At 74.0% G+C, this 16,742-nt stretch carries 15 protein-coding genes; 2 read left to right on the top strand and 13 right to left on the bottom strand.

Annotated elements, in window-relative coordinates; genetic code table 11:
* Positions 1-4: 4 nt before the first annotated feature.
* From C229_RS0121860 to C229_RS35535, 3 genes are read right to left on the bottom strand one after another with little or no spacing between them, the layout of a single operon-like run.
* Positions 5-934 (bottom strand): RluA family pseudouridine synthase, encoded by a 930-nt coding sequence (locus C229_RS0121860; RefSeq protein WP_018657244.1) that lies wholly within the window; start codon positions 932-934, stop codon positions 5-7.
* The gene (lspA, locus tag C229_RS0121865) at positions 931-1,536 is read right to left on the bottom strand and encodes a signal peptidase II (protein WP_081639982.1); all 606 of its coding nucleotides are present in this window, start codon (positions 1,534-1,536) and stop codon (positions 931-933) included. Before lspA ends, C229_RS0121860 begins: the two co-directional genes overlap by 4 nt.
* A complete protein-coding gene (locus tag C229_RS35535; protein ID WP_240487368.1) occupies positions 1,509-1,892 on the bottom strand; it encodes a TraR/DksA family transcriptional regulator in 384 nt (127 codons plus the stop codon). Before C229_RS35535 ends, lspA begins: the two co-directional genes overlap by 28 nt.
* Positions 1,893-2,510: 618 nt before the next feature.
* Here C229_RS35535 and ileS point away from each other — a divergent pair.
* Both ileS and C229_RS31395 read left to right on the top strand, forming a co-directional pair.
* Complete coding sequence (gene ileS, locus C229_RS0121875) at positions 2,511-5,687, top strand: isoleucine--tRNA ligase (protein WP_018657247.1); 3,177 nt, start codon at positions 2,511-2,513, stop codon at positions 5,685-5,687.
* Positions 5,688-5,871: 184 nt separating this feature from the next.
* A complete protein-coding gene (locus C229_RS31395; RefSeq protein WP_018657248.1) occupies positions 5,872-6,504 on the top strand; it encodes a DUF1707 SHOCT-like domain-containing protein in 633 nt (210 codons plus the stop codon).
* Between the two features lie 56 nt (positions 6,505-6,560).
* On the opposite strand, the gene C229_RS0121885 is transcribed toward C229_RS31395, so the two are convergent.
* The 10 genes from C229_RS0121885 to murG all read right to left on the bottom strand — a co-directional run bounded on the left by C229_RS0121885 (position 6,561) and on the right by murG (position 16,710).
* Positions 6,561-8,009 carry a hypothetical protein gene (locus tag C229_RS0121885; RefSeq protein ID WP_026314043.1) on the bottom strand — a complete coding sequence of 483 codons (1,449 nt, stop codon included), beginning with the start codon at positions 8,007-8,009 and terminating at the stop codon, positions 6,561-6,563.
* Positions 8,010-8,156: 147 nt separating this feature from the next.
* Positions 8,157-9,092, bottom strand: a complete 936-nt coding sequence (locus C229_RS0121890; protein ID WP_018657249.1) for a DivIVA domain-containing protein — start codon at positions 9,090-9,092, stop codon at positions 8,157-8,159.
* Positions 9,093-9,141: 49 nt separating this feature from the next.
* Positions 9,142-9,426, bottom strand: coding sequence for a YggT family protein (locus C229_RS0121895; protein ID WP_018657250.1), 285 nt, complete (start codon positions 9,424-9,426; stop codon positions 9,142-9,144).
* Positions 9,427-9,448: 22 nt separating this feature from the next.
* Complete coding sequence (locus C229_RS0121900; protein ID WP_018657251.1) at positions 9,449-9,985, bottom strand: cell division protein SepF; 537 nt, start codon at positions 9,983-9,985, stop codon at positions 9,449-9,451.
* A 109-nt stretch (positions 9,986-10,094) separates the two neighbouring features.
* Positions 10,095-10,796, bottom strand: coding sequence for a YggS family pyridoxal phosphate-dependent enzyme (locus tag C229_RS0121905; RefSeq protein ID WP_018657252.1), 702 nt, complete (start codon positions 10,794-10,796; stop codon positions 10,095-10,097).
* Positions 10,793-11,527: a peptidoglycan editing factor PgeF gene (gene pgeF / locus C229_RS0121910; protein ID WP_018657254.1), complete on the bottom strand. Its 735-nt coding sequence runs from the start codon at positions 11,525-11,527 to the stop codon at positions 10,793-10,795. The genes C229_RS0121905 and pgeF overlap by 4 nt, the downstream gene beginning before the upstream one ends.
* Positions 11,524-12,978 carry a cell division protein FtsZ gene (ftsZ, locus tag C229_RS0121915; protein WP_018657255.1) on the bottom strand — a complete coding sequence of 485 codons (1,455 nt, stop codon included), beginning with the start codon at positions 12,976-12,978 and terminating at the stop codon, positions 11,524-11,526. Before ftsZ ends, pgeF begins: the two co-directional genes overlap by 4 nt.
* A gap of 378 nt (positions 12,979-13,356) precedes the next feature.
* Positions 13,357-14,097: a cell division protein FtsQ/DivIB gene (locus tag C229_RS0121920; protein WP_081639985.1), complete on the bottom strand. Its 741-nt coding sequence runs from the start codon at positions 14,095-14,097 to the stop codon at positions 13,357-13,359.
* Positions 14,098-14,152: 55 nt separating this feature from the next.
* On the bottom strand, positions 14,153-15,565 hold the full coding sequence (gene murC, locus C229_RS0121925) for a UDP-N-acetylmuramate--L-alanine ligase (protein ID WP_033424640.1): 1,413 nt from the start codon (positions 15,563-15,565) through the stop codon (positions 14,153-14,155).
* Between the two features lie 47 nt (positions 15,566-15,612).
* On the bottom strand, positions 15,613-16,710 hold the full coding sequence (gene murG / locus C229_RS31400; RefSeq protein WP_018657258.1) for an undecaprenyldiphospho-muramoylpentapeptide beta-N-acetylglucosaminyltransferase: 1,098 nt from the start codon (positions 16,708-16,710) through the stop codon (positions 15,613-15,615).
* Positions 16,711-16,742: the final 32 nt, after the last annotated feature.

The raw sequence follows: 16,742 nt of genomic DNA on the forward strand, positions 1-16,742 counted from the left end.
GGGGTCAGGACTCGGCGGCGACGATCTCCAGGGCGCGGGCGAGGTCGTCGGGATAGGGGCTCTCGAACTCGACCCACTCGCCGTGCCCGGGATGCTCGAAGCCGAGGCGGACCGCGTGCAGCCACTGGCGGGTGAGGCCGAGGCGGGCGGCGAGCGTGGGGTCGGCGCCGTAGGCCATGTCCCCGGCGATGGGGTGCCGGATCGCCTGCATGTGGACGCGGATCTGGTGCGTGCGCCCCGTCTCCAGGTCGACGTCGAGCAGCGTCGCGGCGCGGAACGCCTCAACGGTGTCGTAGTGGGTGACCGACGGCTTGCCGCCCGCCACCACCGCGAACCGGCCGTCGCCGGACGGGTGCCGGTCGATCGGGGCGTCCACCGTGCCCCGGAACGGGTCGGGATGCCCCTGGACGAGCGCCTGGTACCGCTTCTTGACGGTGCGTTCCTTGAACGCCCGCTTCAGCCGCGAGTACGCCGTCTCGGACTTGGCGACGACCATCGCGCCGGTGGTGTTGGCGTCGAGGCGGTGCACGATGCCCTGCCGCTCGGACGCGCCGCTCGTCGCGATCGTGTGCCCGGCGCCGAGCAGGCCGCCGAGGACGGTCGGGCCGGTCCAGCCGGTCGTCGGGTGGGCGGCGACGCCGATCGGCTTGTTCACCACGACGATGTCGTCGTCCTCGTACAGCAGGCCCATGCCGGGGACGGGTTCGGCCACGGGCGCCGGCGCGGCGGGCGGCGGCGGGAGCGTCACCTCCAGCCAGGCCCCGGCGTGCAGCCGGTCGGACTTGGCGACCTCGCGGCCGTCGAGCAGGACGTCGCCGGCGGCGATGATGTCGGCGGCCCGGCCGCGCGACAGGCCGAACAGGCGGGCGAGCGCGGCGTCGGCCCGCTCCCCCTCCAGCCCGTCGGGGACGGGCAGGCTCCGCACGTCGCTCACGCGTCCTCCCGGGGTCCGGCGTCGGCCGCGCGGCGCTTCTCCTCGGCGCGCGACGGCAACCGGGTGCCGTCGAGCTGGAGGCCGCGCGCGGCCAGCAGGACGGCGAGGACGCCGCCGCACACGATCGCGGAGTCGGCCAGGTTGAACACCGGCCAGTTCGGCAGCTCGATCCAGTCGACGACGTGGCCCTTCAGCGGCGCCGGGGCGCGGACGACGCGGTCGACCAGGTTGCCGAGCGCGCCGCCGAGCAGCAGCCCGAGGCAGATCGCCCACGGGAGGCTGCGCAGGTTGCGGGCCGTCCGGATGATCGCGACGACGACGCCGATCGCGATCAGCGTGAAGACGATCGTGTAACCGGTGCCGATGGAGAACGCGGCCCCGCTGTTGCGGGTCTCGCGCAGCGTCAGCAGGCCGCCGAGCAGCCGGATGGGCGCGCGGTCCTGGAGGGTGGCGACCACGACGATCTTGGTGATGACGTCGAGACCCAGCGCCGCCGTGGCGACGGCGGCCAGGACTCCGACGCGGCGAGGCCGGGACGGCGCACCGGCCTCGCCCTGAATGTCCGATGGTGAGCTCAGCGACGTTCCTCGCGTTGTTTGCATGTCACACAAAGTGTGGCACGGGGGAACGCCTGGAGACGCGCCTTCCCGATCGGACGGGCGCACGACTCGCAGACGCCGTACGTGCCGGCGTCCATGCGCTGGACGGCCCGCTCGTTCTGGTCGAGCAGGTCCCGGGCATTGTAGGACAGCGACAGCTCGTGCTCGCGCTCGTACGTCTTGGCCCCGGCGTCGGCCTGGTCGTCGCCGGCGCCCTCGTTGGTGTCGCCCGCCGCGATCTGGGACGCCGACAGGTCGAGGTGGACGCGCAGCTCGGAGATCTCGCCGGTGAGGGCGGCGCGGACGTCGGCCAGCTCGGCCTCGCTCCACAGGTCCTCGCCCTCGCGGACGGGCAGCACGCCCGCCGTCGCCCGCGCGGGCGCCGCCCCGGTCTTCGCGGCGGTCTTCGCCTTGACGGCCCTGGCCTTGGCGGCGGGTTTCGCGGCCGGTTTCGCGGCGGGCTTGGTCGCGGGCTTGGCCCGTCCAGCGGGCTTGGACCGCGTCCCGGAAGCGGTCGCGACCGCCTCCTCCACGCTGGACTCCTCGACAGGCAGTGTGGACACGGTTGGGCCCCTTTCACCGGACGGACGATGACCTGGCGGTACTACAGGCCGCATATGCCCCGTCACGCCGCAAAGAGAAACCCACGCGCCGGGAAATGCGGGGAGAAGAGCCGGGGCGCCGGGTAGGTTAGAATTCCACGTCTGAGCGGCAGGCGGAGATGGGGACACCCGCCGGCGAGAGCGGCCAGGAGCGATCCGGGGACGGTGCGAGCCCGGAGGCACGGCGCGCCGGTCCGATCACCCCGGAGCCGCCGGAGGAAACGGCGCCACGCGCCGCGTAGAACCGGCAGCCGCGACGAGCAACGAAGTGGGCCGTCCGAGCCAGGACGGCCAAGGAGGGTGGTACCGCGGGCCGCGCCGGGCGCGTCTCGTCCCTTCGGTTTCCGCGTCGTCCGAAATCGAGAGGTCCGCCCCGTGAGCCGTCAGTTCCGGCCCCTGCCCGCGCAGGTCGATCTTCCCGCCCTGGAGCGGGACATGCTGCGCCGCTGGCAGGACGGCCAAGTCTTCGAGCGTTCGCTGGAGCGTACGGCGGACGGCACGCCGTGGATCTTCTACGAGGGCCCGCCGACGGCGAACGGCATGCCGGGCGTCCACCACGTCGAGGCACGCGTCTTCAAGGACGTCTTCCCCCGCTTCAAGACGATGCAGGGCTTCCACGTGCCCCGCAAGGCCGGCTGGGACTGCCACGGCCTGCCGGTGGAGGTCGCCGTCGAGAAGGAACTGGGCCTCACCGGCAAGAAGGACATCGAGGAGTACGGCGTCGCCGCGTTCAACGACCGCTGCCGCGAGTCGGTGCAGCGGCACGTGGACGCGTTCGAGGAGATGACCGACCGGATGGGCTACTGGGTCGACAAGGAGTCGGCCTACTGGACCATGAACCCCGACTACGTCGAGTCCGTGTGGTGGTCGCTGAAGGTCGTCTTCGACAAGGGGCTGCTGTTCCGCGACTTCCGCATCACGCCGTACTGCCCGCGCTGCGGCACGGGCCTGTCCGACCACGAGCTGGGCCAGCCGGGCGGCTACGAGACGGTGTCGAGCCCGTCGGTGTTCGTGCGGATGCCGGTGACGGCCGGGCCGCTGGCCGACCTGAACGCCTCGCTGCTCATCTGGACGACGACGCCGTGGACGCTGGTGTCGAACACGGCCGTGGCCGTCCACCCCGACGTCGCCTACGTCGCCGCCCGCGTCCCGGTGACCGGCGAGGTGCTGGTGGTGGCCGAGCCGCTGCTGGAGCAGGTCCTCGGTGACGGCGCCGAGCGGCTGGCGACGTTCTCCGGCCGCGAGCTGGAGCGCACGCCGTACCGCCGCCCGTTCGACCTGGTGGACATCCCGGACGCGCACTACGTCGTCCTCGGCGACTACGTGACGGTCGAGGACGGCACCGGCCTCGTCCACCAGGCGCCCGCGTTCGGCGCCGACGACATGACGGTCTGCAAGAACTACGGGATGCCGGTCGTCAACCCGGTCGGCCCCGACGGCCGGTTCCTGGAGGACGTCCCGCTCGTCGGCGGCACGTTCTTCAAGGACGCCGACGAGACGCTCACCAACGACCTGCGCGGCCGGGGCCTGCTGTTCCGCGACGGCCACTTCGAGCACAGCTACCCGCACTGCTGGCGCTGCCACACGCCGCTGCTCTACTACGCGCTCCCCGCCTGGTACATCCGCACGACGGAGATCAAGCAGCGGCTGCTGGAGGAGAACCAGAAGACCAACTGGTTCCCCGAGACGGTCAAGGAGGGCCGGTACGGCGAGTGGCTGCGCAACAACGTCGACTGGTCCCTGTCGCGCTCGCGCTACTGGGGCACGCCGCTGCCGCTGTGGGTGTGCGAGCAGGACGACGCCCACATCACCTGCGTGGGCTCGCTCGCCGAGCTGGGCGAGCTGGCCGGGCGGGACCTGTCCAAGCTCGACCCGCACCGCCCGTACGTCGACGACGTGACGTTCGCGTGCCCGCAGTGCGGCGGAGAGGCGCGGCGCGTCCCCGACGTCATCGACGCCTGGTACGACTCGGGCTCGATGCCGTTCGCGCAGTGGGGCGCCCCGCACCGCAACGACGAGATCTTCGAGCGCTCGTACCCGGCGCAGTACATCTGCGAGGCGCAGGACCAGACGCGCGGCTGGTTCTACTCGCTGATGGCCGTCGGCACGCTGGTGTTCGACCGGTCGTCGTACGAGAACGTGCTGTGCCTCGGCCTGATCCTCGCCGAGGACGGCCGCAAGATGAGCAAGCACCTGGGCAACGTGCTGCGCCCGATCCCGCTGATGGACGAACACGGCGCCGACGCGCTGCGCTGGTACATGCTGGCGGCGGGACTGCCGTGGGCGGCGCGGCGGGTCGGCCACGGCGCGATCGAGGAGATCGTCCGCAAGGTCCTGCTCACGTACTGGAACACCGCGTCGTTCTTCGTCCTGTACGCCAACGCGGCGGGACGGAACGGGCGGGCATGGACGCCGGACCGGCTCGGTGAGGCCCCGGCCCCGGCCGACCGGCCGCTGCTGGACCGGTGGGCGCTGGCCGAACTGCACCGCACGGTCTCCGAGGTGACCGAGGCGCTGGAGCGGTTCGACACCTCGCGGGCGGGCCGCCGCCTCGCCGACTTCGTGGACGACCTGTCCAACTGGTACGTGCGGCGGTCGCGGCGGCGGTTCTGGGAGGGCCCGGAGACGCCCGCGGGCGCCGCGGCGTTCGCGACGCTGTACGAGTGCCTGGAGACGCTGACGCGGCTCATGGCGCCGCTGACGCCGTTCGTCACCGACCACGTGTGGGACGTCCTGCGCGCCGAGGACGCCCCCGACTCGGTGCACCTGGCCGACTGGCCGACCGTCGACGCGGCGCTGCTCGACGCGGACCTGTCCGCGCAGATGGCGCTGGTGCGGCGGCTGGTGGAGCTGGGCCGGTCGGCGCGCGCGGCGAGCGCGGTGCGGACGCGGCAGCCGCTCGCGCGCGCCCTCGTCGGCGCCGCGGGCTGGGCGGCGCTGCCCGCCGAGCTGCGCGGGCAGATCGCGGACGAGCTGAACGTGACGGCGTTCGAGGAGCTGGCGTCGGTCGCGGGCGACCTCGTCGAGTACGAGGTGAAGCCGAACTTCCGCGAGCTGGGCCGCCGCTTCGCCAAGGAGACCCCGAAGGTCGCCAAGGCCGTCTCCACCGCCGACCCCGTCGCGCTGGTCGCGGCGCTGCGCGCGGGCGGCGCGACCGTGGACGCCGAGGGCGTCGGGACGGTCGAGCTGGCGCCCGGCGAGGTCATCGTCACCGAACGTCCCCGGTCGGGCTGGGCGGTGGAGAGCGCGGCGGGCGAGACCGTCGCGCTCGACCTGGAGCTGACGCCGGAGCTGCGCCGCGCCGGGCTGGTCCGCGAGGTCGTCCGGCTCGTGCAGGACGCCCGCAAGTCCGCGGGCTTCGACGTCACCGACCGCATCGAGCTGTGGTGGCGGGCCGCCGGCGACGACCTGGCCGAGGCTCTCCGCGCCCACGGCGACGAGCTGGCCGCCGAGGTCCTCGCGACGCACGTCGGGGAGGGCCGCCCCGACGCCGACCTGGCCCACCGCCGCGACGACGAACTCAACCTCGACCTCTGGCTCCGCAGGGTCTAGCCCGCACGCGGCCTCCGGGACGCCCGTCCCGGAGGCCGCGCCCGGTTTCCGATCGTCCAAGGGGTTAGACGCGACACATCGCGTTTGCGATGATGGGTGCGTGAGTGCTTCAGAGGACCCCACGCCCGGCACCGGTTCCGGCGGCCCGGGGGCGTACCGTGCGTCGGACGCCGACCGTGACCGGGTGGCCGACCGGCTGCGGGAGGCCCTGGCCGAGGGACGGCTGACGCCGGACGAGCACGCCGAGCGGCTCGACGCGGCCTACAACGCCCGCACGTACGGCGAGCTTGAACCGTTGCTGCACGACCTGCCGTCGGCGGACGAGGCGCGGCCCCGGATCTCGCTCCAGAAGGACGCGCCGCCCGAGGCGCCGCCCCGGCGGTACTCCACGTCGATCGCGGCCGTCTTCTCGGCCGCCGAGCGGCGGGGGCGCTGGATGGTGGAGGCGCAGACGAGCGTCAGCGGCGTGTTCGGCTCGGTCGAGCTGGACTTCCGGCGGGCCGTGCTGTCGCAGCGCGAGGTCACGGTCAGCGTGGCGGCGATCTTCGGCTCGATCGAGATGATCGTCCCGCCGGGCGTTCGCGTGGTGAACGAGACCACGACGATCTTCGGGCAGGTGGAGAACCCCGACGACGACGGCTGCGACCTCGACGCCCCCACGATCCGGCTGACCGGCTTCGCGTTCTTCGGCAGCGTCGAGGTCAAGCGCCGCGAGGCCGGTGCCACCCGGGCCGACCGCCGCCGCGACCGCAAGGAGGCCCGCCGGGCCGCCGTCGACGCCCACCACGACTCGGTACGCCGCCACCTCGGCCACTGACCGCACGTGAACGGGCCGCGTCCCCAGGGGGAGGCGGCCCGTTGCGCGTGGCGTGGTCAGTCGCGGGCGTGCTCGCGGTCGGGCTGGCAGACGAGGCACGGCGTGCAGCCGCGTGACTTGGCCTCGGCGCGGCTGATCGACTCCAGGTCGTCGGCTTCGTCGCCGATGTCCTCGATGAGGGCGCAGTCGACGCGGTGGTAGCGCTTGGTGCCGCTGAGGATGCGGACCTCGGTGCTGTCGTCGCCCGACGACGGGACCGGCGGCGCGGGAGCCGGACCGGGCGCCGAGGCGACCGGGGTGTCGGACGGCGTCTCGCCGGGCGTGCGCGGACGCGGGGCGCCCAGGTCGCCGGTGGCGGGGTCGTTCAGAGGGTCGCGTCCCAGCGGGCCCGACAGCGGGTCGTCCAGGGGAACGTTCAACGGGTCGTTCAGCGGGTCGACCGGGCCCGGACGGGCGGGCGGCTCGGGGGCCGCCTCCGGCCGCGAGGCGGTCGCGCCGGGCGTCGGCCACGCGGACGGGATCGGCGCCGACGCGGCGGGCTCCGCGTCGAAGGACCGGGACGAGTACGCCTCGGAGTCGCCGCCGTACGACCGCCCGGAGTAGGACTCGGACGAGCCGGAATCGCCGCCGTACGACCCGGTGGACGAGGCCCCGGAGTCGAAGGACGAGCCCGAGCCCGTGTCGAAGGACCGGGACGGCTCGGAGTCGAACGAACGGCTCGCGTACGGCTCGGACACGTCGTCCCGGCTCGCGGACGGCTCCGCGCCCGGGGACTCGGACCGTGCCACGTCCTCCGCGGGCGCCGGGTCCTCCGGACGCCGGAACGCCGACGGGTCGGACGAGACCGCCGGTGAGACCGGGGACGAGGCGGAGGCGCCGCCGTCCCGGCCGGAGGGTTCGGCGCCCCGCTCGGAGCCTGCCGCGACCGGCACCGCGGCGCGCGCCGCCAGGGCGGTGTCGGGCATGCAGGCCGTGCAGGGGCTGAACCCCTCCTCCTTGGCCTCGGCGTAGGTCAGTTCCTCCTCGTCGCGGCCGGCGAGCTGCCGGCACGTGTCGAGGTGGTACCGCTTGCGGCCGCGGATGACGAAGACGCTGGCGTCCTCGGGGACCTTGGAGGGCTCGGCGGAGAGGACCACGGTCGCCGCGCCGGAGCGCGACTCGTCGGGCTTCTCGCCGGGGACGGCGTCGCCGTCCCCGCCGGGCTCGTCCGACTTCTTGGCCTTCTCGGCCTTCTTCTCCTTCTTGCTCTTCTTCTTCTCCTGCGGATCACGGCGGGCGCGGTTGGCGTGGGCCACGGCCGCGCCCGATCCGAACAGGTCCTTACGGCGCAGGAACACCCCGATGGCCAGGCACAGAGCGGCGACGATGCTGACCCCGATGGAGAGGTAGAACACCATCAGGACGTCCATGCCGAACAGCTCGGTGATGTCGCGCTCGGCCGCGACGATGCCCGCCACGAGCAGGGCTATCGCCACCACCACGAGCACGCCGCTCAGGATGATCACAGGGTCACTCCAACTTTAGGGCGCGCGCCCCGAGCCGTCGTCCCGGCTCAGGGAACGCCGCCGACGCTATTCCGACACGCCGCCGGGATGGCGTGGGGGCCATCCACGGCGCGGCGATCGGAGAACACTATCGCCTGGGGGTGGCGATCAGCGCCGCTCGTGCGGCGGGTTGTCGCCGCCGGAGTGGAACGCGCCGGTGGCGGAGTGCTGGACCTGCTGGGAGTGCTGCGGCTCGCCGGGCGGCGGGAACGGGTTGGCACCGGTCGGACCGGCGCCCGGACCCGCGACACCGCGGTTGTCGTTGTGCGGGATCGCGTTCTGCGGACCGGTCTGCGGGCCGCCCTGCTGGATGGACGCCTGGACGGCGGCCTGCACCGGGAACCCGCCGGTCTCGTTGCCGCCGGCCTCCAGGTCGCGGAGCTGGCTCTCCAGGTAGACCTTGAGGCGGCTGCGGTACTCGCGCTCGAAGCCGCGCAGGTGGTCGACCTCGCGGTCGAGCTCCTCGCGCTGCTGCACGAGCGAGCCCATGACCTGGCGGTGCCGCTCCTGGGCGTCGCGGTCGAGCGCCTCGGCGCGGCCCCGCGCCTCGGAGACGATCTGGTCGGCCTGGCGGCGCGCCTTGCCGAGGATCTCCTCGGCCTCACGGCGGGCGCGGCCGAGCGTCTCGTCGGCCTCGCGGCGCGCGTCGGCGATCGCCTGGTCGGCGGTCTGCTGCGCGAGCGCCAGCACGCGGGCGGCGGTGTCCATGTTGTCCTCGCCGGACGGCTGGGACATGCCGAGACCGGCGCCCAGCGGGGCGGGCTCGGGCTCCGGCTTGGGCTGCGGCACCGGCTCGGGCCGGGGAGGCTCGGGGATGGACTGCACGTCGGGCTTGGGCTCGACGATCGGGGCCGCCATGGCGGGCACCTTGCCGCGCAGGCACTCGGCCAGCTTGGCGCGCAGCTCCTCGTTCTCCTGGATGAGGCGGTCGAGCTCGGACTCGACCTCGTCGAGGAACGCGTCCACCTCCTCCTCGTCGTACCCCGGCCTCAGCCGGGTCGTGCTGAACTGCTTGTTCCGCACATCGGCGGGTGTCAGCGGCATGTTCGTCTCCTTGGCGCGCTTGGAGTCTTTCCCCAAGGACGGTATCCGATCAGAGCCTCTGCACGAAGATGATCAAGATCCAGACCACAAGGATGAGGAAGGTGAAGCTGAGGTCCAGGGCCACGTTACCCAGACGGACCGGGGGGATGAAACGCCTCAGCAGTTTCAGTGGGGGGTCCGTCACGGTGTAGACGGCCTCGGCGATCACGAGAACCACTCCGGTGGGCCGCCACGACCGGGCGAACGACTGGAGGATCTCCAGGATCAGCCTCCCGATGAGGAACAGGAGGAAGAGGTACAGCAGTGCGCTGAGCACCTGTCCGACGATAGTCACGGCCTACTCTCACCTGTGGCTGTCAGCTTTGGTTGAAGAACCCACGTTCTGCCATCCGGGCCTTGTCCTCGGCGGTCACCTCCACGTTGGCGGGCGACAGCAGGAACACCTTGTTCGTAACACGCTCGATGCTCCCGTGCAGCCCGAACACCAGACCCGCCGCGAAGTCGACGAGACGCTTGGCGTCGCTGTCGACCATCTCGGTGAGGTTCATGATCACCGGGGTGCCCTCACGGAAGTGCTCCCCGATGGTCCTGGCCTCGTTGTAGGTCCTGGGATGCAGCGTAGTGATGCGGGCGAGGTCGGTGGTACCGGACTCGTAGAGTGCCACGGAGCGACGCTCGGCGGGGGCGGGAAGCGGATGGTCGCGTTCGCGCTCCACGGCCTCGTCGGCTCGGGTATGCTGACCGCCGGAATCGTCCAGGGAGCGGCGCCCCTGCACCAGGTCGGCCTCGTCGTCGTAGACGTCGTCATCGTCGTAGTCGGCGTACTTGTCGCCGTAGCGGTCGTCCTCGACCAGGCCGAGGTAGACCGCCATCTTGCGCATCGCGCTGGCCATGTGCCCTCTCCTCGTCCTGGTGACCGCGGCCTCCGGCGCGCCCGGCGCCGCGGATGATGCTTTGCGCTTGTCAGGGGCCTGCCACGTCGCAGGGCCCACCCGGGGGACATTACCTGACGATTGCCCGTCGGCCTCCGAGCAACGCCGTACCGACCCGCAGGTGTGTCGCGCCGCACGCGACCGCCTCCTCCAGATCGCCGCTCATTCCCGCCGAGACGACCGTCGCGTCCGGGTGCCGGGCGCGCAGGTCGGCCGCGACGGCCGCCAGCCGCTCGAACGCCGGACGCGGCGCGGCGCCGAGCGGCGCCACCGCCATCACGCCGCGCAGGCTCAGCGCGTCCGCGGCGGCGATCCGGTCGGCCAGCCCGGCGACGTCGGCCGGGGCGGCTCCCCCGCGTCCGGGCTCGTCGTCCAGGGAGACCTGGATCAGGCACTCCAGCATGCGCCCGGCGTTCTGCGCGGCCGCGGACAGCGCCGTGACGAGACGCGCCCGGTCGACCGACTGCACGACGTGGGCGTAGCCCGCGACCGACTTCGCCTTGTTCGTCTGGAGCTGCCCGACGAAGTGCCACGTCAGTGGGAGGTCGGCGGTGGCCTCGGCCTTGGGCCGGGCGTCCTGGTCGCGGTTCTCCGCGACCTGGGTGAGCCCGAGCCCGGCCAGCAGCCGCACGTCCGAGGCGGGGAACGTCTTGGTGACGGCGATGAGCGTGACGTCGCCGGGGTCGCGCCCGGCGGCGGCGCACGCCGCGGCGATGCGGGCGCGGACGTCGGCGAGGTTGGCCGCCAGCTCGGCGGCGCGCCCGCCGCTCACCGGGCGTCCTCGCGCAGCCAGACGAAGCCCGCGAAACGGCCGGTGAGGCCGTCGCGGCGGTAGGAGAACAGGCCGGGGTCCTCCAGGGTGCAGCGGGGGTCGACCGAGACGCCGGTGACCCCGGCGCGGGCGAGCTGCCCGGCGATCCCGGCGCGCAGGTCGAGGGCGGGGGTGCCCCGGCGCGTGGTCGCGGCGCTGCCGGGGACGGCGGCGGCGACCTCGTCGCGCATCGCGGCGGGCACCTCGTAGCAGCCGCCGCACGCGGCGGGACCGATGGCGGCGGTGACGCGGGCGGGGTCGGCGCCGAGGCCGGTCATCGCGTCGAGCAGGGCGGGCACGACGCCCGCGGCGGTGCCGGGGCGGCCCGAGTGGGCGGCCCCGACGACACCGGCGGCGGCGTCGGCGAGCAGGACGGGGGCGCAGTCGGCGACGAGGACCGCGAGGGTGACGCCGGGCCGGTCGGTGACGACGGCGTCGACGGGGGGAAGTTCGGGGCCGGGGCCGGTGACGTGCGCGACGTCGGCGCCGTGGACCTGCCGCATCCACACGGTGCGGGCGGCGTCGGTGCCGAGCGCCGCGGCGGCGCGGTGCCGGTTGCCGGTGACGGCGGCCGGGTCGTCACCGACGGCGCCGCCGAGGTTGAGCGAGGCGTACGGGGCGGTGCTGACGCCGCCGGCGCGGCCGGAGAACCCGGCACCGATCCCGGCGCCGAGCGCGACCGCCGTGATCACTTGAGGAAGTCGGGGACGTCGAGGTCGTCGTCCTCGTCGAACACCACGGGCCGGCGGCGGGACGGCGCGTCGCCGCCGCGCCCGGCGGGCTGCTCGCCGGACGAGCGCGGCCCCGGCGCGCGGGGCGCGTCGTCACGCCGTTCGTCGCGGTTCTCGGCGGGGGCGGGCACCGGCTCGGGCCGCGACGGCGCCGCCTCCTCGCGCGCCGGGGCCGGCGGCGGCGCCGGAGCCGGGGCGGGCTGCGGCGCGGGCGCCGCCTGCGACGGCTCGGGACGCGGCGGCTGCGGCGCGGCGGCGGCCTGCGCCACCGACTGCTGCGGCGGCGGGGTCGGCTGCGTCGGCGCCTCGGCGCGCCCGACCCGGCTCGGGATCGGGTTGGCCGGGGTGCTCGGCGTCGGCGTGGGCGCGGACGCCGGGGCCGGTGTCGCGGGCGGCGGTGCCGGACGCGGTGGCGGCGGCGTCGCGCGGCGCGGTTCGGCGGCGGGCCCGGCGGGCTTGCCGGGGCGCAGCTCGTCGAACCCGGCGGCGATGACGGTGACGCGCACCTCGTCGCCGAGGGCGTCGTCGATGACGGCGCCGAAGATGATGTTCGCGTCGGGCGCGGCGGCGTTGGAGACGAGCTGCGCCGCCTCGTTGATCTCGAACAGGCCGAGGTCGGAGCCGCCGGAGATCGACAGCAGGACGCCGTGGGCGCCGTCGATGCTGGCCTCCAGCAGCGGGCTGGAGATCGCCATCTCGGCGGCGGCGACGCTGCGGTCGTCGCCGCGCGCGGAGCCGATGCCCATGAGCGCCGAACCGGCGCCGGACATGACGGACTTCACGTCGGCGAAGTCGAGGTTGATCAGGCCCGGCGTGGTGATCAGGTCGGTGATGCCCTGAACACCGGACAGCAGGACCTGGTCGGCGGCCTTGAACGCGTCCAGGACGCTGACCTGCCGGTCGGAGATCGACAGCAGCCGGTCGTTGGGGATGACGATGAGGGTGTCGACCTCGTCGCGCAGGGTCTCGATGCCGGCCTCGGCCTGCATCGCGCGGCGCTTGCCCTCGAAGGAGAAGGGCCGGGTGACGACGCCGATCGTCAGCGCGCCGAGGGACCGGGCGATGTTGGCGACGACGGGCGCGCCGCCGGTGCCGGTGCCGCCGCCCTCGCCCGCGGTGACGAAGACCATGTCGGCCCCCTTGAGGACCTCCTCGATCTCCTCGCGGTGGTCTTCGGCGGCCTTGCGGCCGACGTCGGGGTTGGCGCCGGCGCCGAGGCCGCGGGTGAGTTCCCGGCCGACGTCGAGTTTGACGTCTGCGTCACTCATCAGCAGCGCCTGGGCGTCCGTGTTGATCGCGATGAACTCGACGCCCTTGAGTCCCTCCTCGATCATCCGGTTGACGGCGTTGACGCCGCCGCCGCCGATGCCGACGACCTTGATGACCGCGAGGTAGTTCTGCGGTGCTGCCACGAGGAGGGGCCTTTCCGCTCGCTCTGTTCGCGCGGCCCGGACCGGTGGGCCGGGTCCGCGCGGTGTTCTGACGTGTGTCCGGACGGGGCGGGGGTACGGCGGTCGCCGCAAACCCTCACCCTCAACTTGAGGCTTACAGTTATGTCAACCTCTCCACTGATACGGACAGTAGGGCGGCCTTACCGCCAGGGTCAACTAACCTGCCGCCAACTGCGTCGGCGTGTCGCACAGGGCACGACTTGCCTGGTTGGTGCCGGTACTGTCCCCAGCTCATGCCGCCTCAACCCCCGCGTTCGGGCCGACCGTTCCAGCGTGCCCCATCCGGGAGCCATCGTCGGCGCGACACACGGGCCGCACCGGACCCGGCCTGCGGGCTCCTCACCGCGTCGTGACCACGTCGGGTGAGCTGACGTCCACCGTCCGGGGTCCGTCCGCGCCCGCCGAGCGCAGCAGCGCCGCCGCCAGCCGGGCCTTCTCGGCCGACCGGTCCGGCGATCCCCAGACGATCGTCACCCCGTCCCTGAGCCGCAGCGACACCGCCTCCGGGCTGGGCGCCGCCACCTCGGCGACCGTGCCGCGCAGCGGCGCGGGCAGGTCGCGCACCACGCGCAGCGCGGCCAGCGTGGACGGGTCGGACGGGCCCGGCGCGGCCACGGTCAGCAGCGGCAGCGCGGCCGGGCGCTCGACGCCGTCGAGCACGGTGACGCCGCCCTTGTCGAGCTGGAAGTGCCGTCCGTTGCGGGCGACGGCCGCGATCGGGACGCGCTCGCGGACCCGGATGCGGATCGTCGCGGGCCAGCTCCGCTCCACCCGCGCCGACTCCACCTGCGCCAGCCGCTCCACCCGCGCCCGCACGTCCCCGGTGCCGAGCCGCACCATCGGCACGCCCAGCCGCACCCCGGCCGCCGCGACGACGCGGTCGCGCGGCGCCAGCTCGGTGCCGCTGACCTCGACGTGCCGCACGACCAGCAACCGCGAGCCGAGCAGGACCCAGCCGGACGCGCCGAGCACCGCGCACACCAGCAACGTGACGAACAACGCCTTCCACCGGCCGGGCCGCCCCCTGCGGGCGGCCGGTTCGCGGTCTCGGGGTCGCGGCCTCGGGCGCGTCTGCGTCATGGGTCCAGCATGGACGGCGCGCGCCGCCGCGTGCGGGAGCCCACGCCCGGCCCGGTCACGACGTGGCCGAGACGGCGTCCAGGACGAGCGGCCCGAGGCGGGTGACGTCGCCCGCGCCGAGCGTGATCACCAGGTCGCCGCGCCGGGCCAGCCCCGCGACCAGCGCGGGCACGGCGTCGAAGTCGGGCGCGTAGACGGTCTCGGTCGCGGCGGGCACCCGGTCCGCGACGAGCTGCCCGGTGACGCCGGGTTCGGGGTCCTCGCGGGCGCCGTAGACGTCCAGGACGACGGCGACGTCGGCCAGCCCGAGCGCCGCGCCGAACTCCTCGGCGAAGAACCGGGTGCGGCTGTACAGGTGCGGCTGGAAGACCGCGACGATCCGGCCCTCTCCCCCGCGCTCGCCGAGGTAGTCGCGGGTGGCCGACAGGTCGGCCGACAGCTCGGTCGGGTGGTGGGCGTAGCTGTCGAACACCTCGACGCCGCCCGCCGAGCCCTTGCGCTCCAGCCGCCGCATCGCGCCGCCGAACTCGCGCAGCCCCTCGCGGACGGCGTGCAGGTCGAGTCCGAGCGCCCGCGCGACCGCGACGCACGCGGTGGCGTTGTGGGCGTTGTGCCGGCCGGGCACGCCGAGCGCGACGTCCCCGACGCCCGGGATGGTGAACACCGAGCCGAGCCCGCGCGGCGTGAACGCCGTGGTGCGCAGGTCGGCGTCCGCGGCCTCGCCGTAGGTGAGGACGGTCAGCCCGCGCCCGCGCGCCCGGTCGGCCAGCTCCCGCACGACGGGGTCGTCGGCGGACGCCACGAGCGTGCCGCCCGGGACGATCCGGTCGACGAACCGGGCGAAGTTCTCCTTGACCTCGTCGAAGCCGCCGTAGTTGTCGAGGTGGTCGGCCTCGACGTTGGTGATGACGGCGATCGACGGGCTGTAGCGCAGGAACGAGCCGTCGCTCTCGTCGGCCTCGGCCACGAACACGTCGCCGGTGCCCTCGTCGGCACCGAGCCCGGTGGTGACGAGCTGCCCGCCGATGCAGTACGACGGGTCGGCTCCGGCGCGCTGGAGCGCGACGGTCAGCATGGACGTCGTGGTCGTCTTGCCGTGCGTGCCCGCGATGGCGACCGCGCGGCGGTCGGCCATGAGCGCGGCCAGCGCCTCGGACCGGTGCAGGACCCGCAGTCCCCGGCGCCGCGCCTCGGCCAGCTCGGGGTTGGACTCGCGCACGGCGGTCGACACCACGACGGTGTCGGCGTCGCCGAGGTGCGCGGCGTCGTGCCCGACGTCCACCTTCGCGCCGAGCGCGGCGAGCTGGCCGAGCAGCTCGCCGTCGCGGGCGTCGCTGCCCGACACGGGCAGGCCCCGCCGCAGCATGATCCGGGCGATGCCGGACATGCCCGCACCGCCGATCGCGATGAAGTGAATCCTGCCGAGGTCCTCGGCCGGCGGCACGCCGCCGGAAACTGTCGAGCTCATCGAGTCCTTCTGTGTTGAATCGCCGCGCCCTCCGGCGCGGCGGGCCGTCAGCCCTGCCGGTGGGCGTTGCGGACGACCTCGTACACCATCTGGGCGAGCGCGACGTCGGCGTCGCGGCGGCCCATCCGGCCGGCGGCCTCGGACATGGCGGCGACGCGGCCCGGGTCGGCCAGGACCGGCAGCAGGTGCTGCGCGATCCACTCGGGGCTCAGCTCGGCGTTGTCGACGAGCAGCCCGCCGCCCGCCGCGACGATCGGCTCGGCGTTCAGCGCCTGCTCGCCGTTGCCGATGGGCAGCGGCACGTACACCGCCGGGAGGGCCACGGCGGCCAGCTCCGCGCAGGTCATGGCCCCGGCGCGGCACATCGCCATGTCGGCGGCGGCGTAGGCCAGGTCCATCCGGTCGCAGTACGGGATCGTGACGTACTGCGGGCCGCCCGGCGGCGCCGGTTCGGGCTGCTCGGTGTTCTTGGGGCCGACGATGTGCAGCACCTGGATGCCCGCCTGCCGGAAGAACGGCGCGGCGGCGACGGCGGCCTGGTTGAGCGAGCGGGCGCCCTGCGAGCCGCCGAAGATCAGCAGCGTCGGCAGGTCGGGCAGCAGGCCGAAGTAGGAGCGGGCCTTGTCGCCGAGGGCGAGCCGGTCCAGCGTGGCGATCTCGCGGCGCAGCGGGATGCCGACGAACCGGGCGCCGGGCAGCGGCGAGTCGTGGTGGGAGACCGCGACGTTCTCGGTGAACCGGGCGCCGAGCTTGTTGGCCAGGCCCGGCTTGGGGTTGGCCTCGTGCACGATGATCGGCACCTTGCGCTTGCGCGCGGCCAGGTAGCCGGGGGTGGCGACGTAGCCGCCGAAGCCGACGAGGACGTCGGCGCGCGCCTGGTCGAGGACGCCCGCCGCCGCGTTGATCGCGCCGCGCAGCCGGCCCGGGACGGTCAGGAGCTGCGGGGTGAGCGTGCGGGGCAGCGGCACCGGCGGGATGAGCGCGAGCTCGTAGCCGCGTTGCGGGACGAGCCGGGTCTCCAGTCCGCGTTCGGTGCCGAGGCAGACGATCCCGGTCTGCGGGTCGTCGCGGCGCAGGGCGTCGGCGAGGGCCAGTGCGGGCTCGATGTGTCCGGCGGTGCCGCCGCCGGCCAGGACAACCCTCATGCTCGTTGACAACTCCTCATCAGGCTGGGATG

The sequence above is a fragment of the Actinomadura flavalba DSM 45200 genome (assembly GCF_000374305.1).
GTDB classification, from domain to species: Bacteria; Actinomycetota; Actinomycetes; order Streptosporangiales; family Streptosporangiaceae; genus Spirillospora; species Spirillospora flavalba.

What these genes read in the sequence shown, in the direction of transcription:
- lspA (WP_081639982.1), bottom strand. Translation starts at nt 1,536, where the DNA reads ATGCAAACAACGCGAGGAACGTCGCTGAGCTCACCATCGGACATTCAG.
- C229_RS0121890 (WP_018657249.1), bottom strand. Translation starts at nt 9,092, where the DNA reads ATGCCGCTGACACCCGCCGATGTGCGGAACAAGCAGTTCAGCACGACC.
- C229_RS0121900 (WP_018657251.1), bottom strand. Translation starts at nt 9,985, where the DNA reads ATGGCCAGCGCGATGCGCAAGATGGCGGTCTACCTCGGCCTGGTCGAG.
- C229_RS0121920 (WP_081639985.1), bottom strand. Translation starts at nt 14,097, where the DNA reads ATGACGCAGACGCGCCCGAGGCCGCGACCCCGAGACCGCGAACCGGCC.
- murC (WP_033424640.1), bottom strand. Translation starts at nt 15,565, where the DNA reads ATGAGCTCGACAGTTTCCGGCGGCGTGCCGCCGGCCGAGGACCTCGGC.
- murG (WP_018657258.1), bottom strand. Translation starts at nt 16,710, where the DNA reads ATGAGGGTTGTCCTGGCCGGCGGCGGCACCGCCGGACACATCGAGCCC.